This is a genomic window from Polaromonas sp. P1_G2 (assembly GCF_056405515.1).
Map to the genome: position 1 here is coordinate 1 of NZ_JBFUBY010000231.1, position 6,692 is coordinate 6,692.

6 protein-coding genes are annotated in these 6,692 nt (G+C 58.1%); 5 read left to right on the forward strand and 1 reads right to left on the reverse strand.

Features of this window, described 5'->3' with window-relative positions; genetic code table 11:
* Positions 1-554 (forward strand): flavin reductase family protein (locus tag AC1D0P_RS19560; protein WP_477678279.1); only part of this gene is annotated, 554 nt, incomplete at its 5' end.
* A gap of 116 nt (positions 555-670) precedes the next feature.
* On the forward strand, positions 671-1,816 hold the full coding sequence (locus AC1D0P_RS19565; protein WP_477678280.1) for an ABC transporter substrate-binding protein: 1,146 nt from the start codon (positions 671-673) through the stop codon (positions 1,814-1,816).
* A 43-nt stretch (positions 1,817-1,859) separates the two neighbouring features.
* Here the strand turns inward: AC1D0P_RS19565 and AC1D0P_RS19570 are convergent, their stop codons facing one another.
* Complete coding sequence (locus AC1D0P_RS19570; RefSeq protein ID WP_477678281.1) at positions 1,860-3,233, reverse strand: sigma-54 interaction domain-containing protein; 1,374 nt, start codon at positions 3,231-3,233, stop codon at positions 1,860-1,862.
* A 214-nt stretch (positions 3,234-3,447) separates the two neighbouring features.
* Here AC1D0P_RS19570 and AC1D0P_RS19575 point away from each other — a divergent pair, with 214 nt between their 5' ends.
* The 3 genes from AC1D0P_RS19575 to AC1D0P_RS19585 form a co-directional block, all read left to right on the forward strand.
* Positions 3,448-4,239, forward strand: coding sequence for an alpha/beta fold hydrolase (locus AC1D0P_RS19575; protein ID WP_477678282.1), 792 nt, complete (start codon positions 3,448-3,450; stop codon positions 4,237-4,239).
* Positions 4,240-4,269: 30 nt separating this feature from the next.
* On the forward strand, positions 4,270-5,949 hold the full coding sequence (locus AC1D0P_RS19580; RefSeq protein WP_477678283.1) for an MFS transporter: 1,680 nt from the start codon (positions 4,270-4,272) through the stop codon (positions 5,947-5,949).
* The coding region (locus AC1D0P_RS19585; protein WP_477678284.1) for a CobW family GTP-binding protein at positions 5,946-6,692 on the forward strand (747 nt) is incomplete at its 3' end. The genes AC1D0P_RS19580 and AC1D0P_RS19585, both read left to right, overlap by 4 nt.

Consider the following 6,692-nt stretch of genomic DNA (forward strand, 5'->3'; position numbering starts at 1 on the left):
AGATGCATTACTGCACGCGAGAGCGCAACCGGACTGCGTTCTTGCGACGAATCCAATCGTCCCCGTTCGCGGCCCATGCGCACTTCCATTTTGACGATGGGGAACCAGAGCAAAAACTCGATATCGGGGCATTGCTCGCCACCCACCAGGTTGGGACTCATCTTTACGTATGCGGACCTAAAGGCTTTATGGACGCCGTGCTTCAGACGGCCAGAGCCAAGGGTTGGCCCGAATCACAGCTGCACTACGAGTTCTTTTCCGGTGATGTTGCGAGGTCGGACGCGGATGGCAGTTTCGAGGTAAAGCTGGCGAGCTCGGGGAAAGTCGTGAACGTGCCCAAGGATAAAACCGTCGTTGAAGCGTTGAAGGCGGCTGGAATCGAGGTGCAGACGTCGTGTGAGCAAGGAGTGTGCGGAACTTGCCTCACACGCGTACTAGAGGGTGTGCCTGAACACCGTGACATGTATCTCACAACTGAGGAGCAAGCCGCGAATGACCAGTTTATGCCGTGCTGTTCGCGCGCTGTGACGCCGATGCTCGTGCTGGATCTGTAATTCGCGTTCATTCCAGGTAGTTCGAAATCGTCCCGCTGAATGGTGAGCGCGGGAGCCGGTCTGGCGGTTTGGCACCAATGCACTCACTTTTAAAGCAAACCGAAATGAGGTGAACCATGGATCGCAGGACTTTTCTAAATCAGGCTTCGACACTTGGTGCAGGTCTGTCATTGTTTGGCATTGCTCAACATGCCATAGCCATTGATCCGCCTAATATTGTGCTTGGAATGTCGCTTCCGTTTACGGGGGTCGCCAGTATCAATGCACAACAGTTTCGAGAAGGGGCGCGAATTCTTTTCGAATCGGTGAATGCTTCTGGAGGCATTCATGGCCGGCGGATTCAGCTATTGATTTTGGACGACAAGTTTGACAAGGAACTTGTGGTCCAAAATGCCCGAAAGCTGGTTGATCAGGGCGCCCTAGCCTTGTTTGGTTTTATGGGAACACCTGGGATTATTGAGGTGTCAAAGTTCGCTAACGAAAACAAGATTCCTCTTATTGGTGCCGTTTCGGGCGCACCGATTGTGAAAGACCCAGGCAATCGCTACGTGTTTATTGTTCGATCCAGCTTCGCTCATGAGGCCTCAAGTGCCGTCGAGATCGGGACAACTACAGGCGTGCGCAGCTGGGGCGTGGTCTATCAGGACGACGGGCAAGGCCGAGCGGCGCTTAGTGGTGTGACGACGACTTTGGCGCGCCAGAAGCTCGTTCCGCTTGTAGAGGCTCCTTTTCCACCCTCGGCCAAGCCCGACTTTACTCAAACACTCCTGGGCATTGAAAAACAGCGTCCCGCCGCCCTGATTTTTGGGGGCAGCGCACCAGCTCTGGCTGCCTTCGTCACCCAGGCAAAAGAGAAGGGCATTATCTTGCCTGTCACGACAGTGCTATCAGTGGTCTCTCCTGAGATGGCCATTTCGCTGCTTGGTGACAATGCCATCGGATTGCGGTTTACCCAGCCTGTGCCGTATCCCTACAACACTCGCAGCGTTGGGTCGTCCGAGTACGTGGAGCTGGTAAAACGCTTCTCCAAGGAGTCGGCTTCGTTCTTGGGGATGGAGGGCTTTCTATCCGCCAAGCTGATGATCAAAACACTGCAATTAACGCCATCGCTACAGCGGGAAAAACTGGTTTCGACTCTGGAATCCATGACGAATTTTCCGCTGACAGAAGATTTTCGTGTTACTTATGGCCCCGGCAACCGCAGTGGCTCGTCTTTTGTCGACACAATGATTATTGGGCGGCAGCGGAGTATATTGCGGTGATTGGTGGTTCAAATTGTGTGCGGAGCTACCCACACTAGTTTCCTCATGTCGATGCAGGCGAGCGCCGAAGCTCGCGATACAAAGTTGCCCGGCTTATGTCGAGTCGGCGCGCAGCCTCGTCCTTGTCCCCCGCGGTCTCCGCGAGCGCCTTTCGTATATAGGCGTCGCGCTCGCGATCCAAATGTGCCTGCAAAGTGGTCGTTATCGAGGCTCCACCCATTTCAGCGTTATCCCCCAGTCGCCTTGCTGGCCGTCCAGCCGGCAGCTCGGTATCGCCGGAAATCAGGAAGCGCAACACGGCTGCTTCCAACTGGCGCACGTTGCCCGGCCAGTCAAAGGCCAGCCATCGCGCGCGAACCGTTGGTGGCATCCGGCGACCTGRCAGACCCTCTCGTCGCGCCATGCGATCAAGCAGTTGCTCGATCATCCATTCAAGGTCATCGCGCTCACGTAAAGCGGGCATGCGCACGCCGAGTACGTTCAGCCGGTAATACAGATCAGCTCTAAACTGGCCGGCATCTACGCGGGCCTGCAGGTCGCGATGGGTGGCGCAAACAACTCGCGTATCGATCGGAATCGGCGAAACGCCACCGACTCGAACGATCTCCTGATTCTGAACAGCATGCAGAAGACTGGCCTGCAGGCTCAGTGGCATGTCACCGATCTCATCGAGGAATAGCGTGCCCCCGCTCGCCAGTTCGAACTTGCCCGGTTTTCCGCGAGTTCGGGCTCCGGTGAAGGCGCCGCCTTCGTAGCCGAAAAGTTCTGCATCAATCAGCGACTCCGGAATCGAGGCACAGTTGACCCATACGAATGGTCGCCGAGCTCGCGGTGACAGGGCGTGGATGGCGCTGGCTGCCAGTTCTTTTCCGCTTCCAGTCTCGCCCTGCACTAGCACCGGCAACGACAGCGGGGCAGCCTGTTCAATGGCTGCCCGCACTGCATGCATTCTTGCTCCGCGTCCCAAGATGTCCGCGAGCTTGTGCCGCGCGGTCCACGGTGTGGGCGAGCTGTGAATGGCACGGTCGCCGTCCGCAGCAACGGCAACCGCCTTTTTCAGCGCAGCCATATCGGAGAACAGAGCGAGGCCCACTGCGCCGATGATCCGTTCGTCCTGGTAGACAGGCACCTGGCGCGCCAGCAGCTGGTGGCCGTGGACTTCCAGCGTCATCATGGTCACGGTTGTGTCGCCCCGCGCAACATGATGGAGCCGAGTCTTTGGCGACACGACATCGGTGATGTGCCGGCCAATGAAATCCCCGGGTGAACCGCCCAGCAGGCGGCAATACGGCGCGTTGATCAGCACGACGCGCCCTTCGGTATCCACCGCGACGAGACAGTCGGACACGTGATCCAGCACGCGGCGCAGTAGCTCAGCTTCATTCTGGCCGGAGCCAAACCATTCTGGAAAAGGCATAACTTGTATCAATAATGAGATTTAGAGACTCTATTTTGAGATTACAGCCAATATTCTGCCGCGTCAAGCAGGACTGGAAGGGGAATTTCTTCCAACAAATCAACAGCTTGCGCGTTCATGTCGACGGGAAACGCGCCTTGGCATCAGGTTTGCTGAGTAAGCCCGCCTCGCGCTTGACTACGTGGGGCGTTCGATTCCCCAACTGGAAATGCACATGGACAATAATTTTTCTATCGGAGACATGCATGTGCGGGTGGCGGGCCAAGGCCCGACGCTCGTGTTTTGTCACGGCTTCACCACAACGGGTGAGTTCTGGCGCGAGCAAATCGGCGAGTTCGCGCGGGATCACCGATTGGTGATACTGGACTTGCCTGGGCATGGTCGCTCGGCGCGTCCGCAGACTCGCCGTTACACAATTGACGCCTTCGTGGCCGATTTGGTGTTGCTGTTTGACAAGTTAGACCTCAAAGACGTGATTCTCGTGGGGCTCTCAATGGGCGGCACGATTTCCCAACGGTTCGCACTCACGCACGGAGACCGCCTGCGCGCCCTGGTGCTAGTGGGTGCAACGCCGCACGGACTCGGTCCTGACGTCCGCGTGAAGAATGTGCTGGAGGCGATTGATCGCCTCGGTATCGTCGCCGCAAGCCAGGCGGTGATCGATCGCTCGTTCGGCTCAGCCGCATCGCCCGAACTGGTGGCGTTCGCTCGCGAACAGGTCGCACAGACTCCAAATTTCGTCGCGCGCGAAGCCATCGTTTCACTCAACGAGGCTGACAGCCGTGAGGAGCTTGAGCATCTGACTTTGCCGACGCTCGTCGTCTGCGGCGAAGAGGATGCCATCACGCCACCTGCGCAATCCCAGGCACTCGCGGCCGGTATTCCTGGTGCCATACTGCAGCTGGTCCCCGCCGCTGCGCACTTCCCGATGCTGGAGCAACCCGAGCGTTTTAACGCCATCCTGCGCGACTTCATTGCGCGTATCGACAAGCGGAGCGGTGCCTGACGGCACCGCCATACATCTAGGAGTATGGACATGACAACAAACATAAACGCATCCCCCGCAACGCCAGGGACCCCCCGTGAAACGCGCCGCGTGGTCTTCGCCGCCGCACTCGGCACCGTGTTCGAGTGGTATGACTTCTTCATCTACGGTAGCCTCGCAGTGTTCTTCAGCGGATTGTTCTTTCCCAAGGGCAACGAATCCGCAGCCATTCTCGCGTCGCTCGCGACCTTTGGCGCAGGCTTCGTGTTGAGGCCCTTCGGTGCAATCGTCTTCGGACGCTTGGGTGACCTGGTTGGACGCAAGAAAACCTTTCTTGTGACAATGATGATCATGGGCCTGGCCACCGCGACCATCGGCTTCCTCCCCACGTTCGAGACCATCGGCTGGGCCGCCCCGGCGATTTTGGTCCTGCTGCGGCTGGTGCAGGGCCTGGCGATCGGCGGAGAGTTCGGCGGCGCTGTCACTTACATCRCGGAGCACGCAGATCCGCGGCATCGCGGCTTCACGACGAGTTGGCTGCAGATCACTGGAACCCTCGGGCTGCTCGCCTCTCTGACTGTGATCCTGGTACTGCGATCGTCGTTGTCCGCAGAGTCCTTTGCCTCTTGGGGATGGCGTGTGCCGTTCGTGCTGTCGTTGGGGTTGCTCGCGTATTCGCTTTATGTGCGTATGCGGCTGGAGGAGTCGCCGATATTTCTCGAGATGAAGGCGCACGGAAAGGGCTCGCGAAATCCGATCAAAGACATTTTCGGAAATTCGCGCACTCTACGCATTGTGCTGGTGACGATTTTCGGTGCAGTGGCAGGACAAGCCGTCATCTGGTATACGGCGCACTTCTACAGCCTGCAGTTCCTCACCACCATGCTGAAGCTGCCCGCTCAATCTGCCTATGGCTACCTCACGATCGCTCTCGTGCTGGCCACACCGTTCTTCGTGCTTTTCGGCTGGCTTTCAGATCTGGTTGGTCGAAAGTGGATCATGCTGACGGGCTGTCTGCTGTCTGCATTGCTGTTCGTGCCTCTCTTCCAGGGCATGGCCAAATACGGGAATCCAGCGCTGGAAGAGTTCCGCGCTCGGACTCATGTCGTCATTGAGGGTAGCGWCTGTCGTGAGGAACAATCATTTGTCGGTCAACTCTTTCAGCCAAAGGCGACCAAGCCGTGCACGCGCGCCCGCTCATTCCTGGCCGCGCAAGGTATTCCATATACGTTGCAGCAGCAGCAAGGCGAACTGCGGCTCGTGATTGGCGAAATAACATTGCCCGGTTTTGACGAAGCCGTGGTACGTCGCGTGCTGGTTGAGCGCGGCATGCCGCTGGTCGCCGATCCAGCCCGCGTGAATGCGCCCATGATTGTGCTGATGCTGTTCGGGCTGATTTTCCTCTCGACCATGGTGTATGGCCCGATGGGTGCGTTCCTCGTTGAACAGTTTCCAACACAGGTTCGCTATAGCGGCGTCTCGGTGGCACTGCAATTCGGGAATGGCTGGATCGGTGGCTTCGCGCCTTTCGTGGCGACGGCAATGGTGGTAGGCAGTGGCGACATCTTCCACGGCCTTCTCTACACGGTTGCTGTGTCGCTGATCACTTTGGTTGTGGGGGCGATTTTCATTCGTGATCGCCACGGACTGGACATGCGCGAGCCGGTTACATCGGCGGAAAATCCCCATCCTGCCGCAGCTCTGGCAGCTTCGAAACGTCAAGCCGGATGATTCCCGTCACGATCATCACCGGCTTTCTGGGTGCCGGTAAGACGACACTCGTAAACCACCTGCTAGATCAGTGCCATGACGCTTTCATCGGCGTCATCGTCAACGAGTTTGGCGAGGTTGGCATCGACGGGGAACTGATCGTCGCCGATGATCGGCCGCTTATCGAGATCACCAATGGTTGCATCTGCTGCACGGTGCGCAAGGACCTGGCAGTGGCGGTCAACGATCTGCTCCAGCGTGCCGGCCGGCCGGTCGATCGCCTGATCATCGAAACCTCCGGTCTGGCCGACCCGGCTCCGGTATTGCAGAGTTTTCTCGCCGATGCGGCCATGTTGGAGCGCGTGGAACTTGAATCGGTCATTACCGTTGCCGATGCACACCATCTTCTACTCCATCTCGGCGACGATATTGTGCGTGAGCAAATAGCTTTTGCTGACGTCGTCATGCTCAACAAGATCGAGACGGTCGATGGTGAAGCAGTGAAGAGGCTCGAGCGCGAGTTACGTCTGCTGAACCCCGCTGCGCACCTGGTCCGGGCTGAACACGCGCGGATCCCGGTGGGTGAACTGCTCGGCACGAAGCGGTTTTCCCTGGCGAACGTGCTGTCGGTCGAGCCCGATCTCCTGGAAGACGAGCACAACCACGAGCACGACACCTCGATCGGCTCATACAGCATCGAGACCGATGAGGCCATTGACGCAGAGCGGTTCAATCGCTGGATGAACCAACTGGTCCAACAGTCG

Excerpts from the sequence above, each read along its gene's own strand:
- AC1D0P_RS19565 (WP_477678280.1), top strand. The coding sequence starts at position 671 with ATGGATCGCAGGACTTTTCTAAATCAGGCTTCGACACTTGGTGCAGGT.
- AC1D0P_RS19575 (WP_477678282.1), top strand. The coding sequence starts at position 3,448 with ATGGACAATAATTTTTCTATCGGAGACATGCATGTGCGGGTGGCGGGC.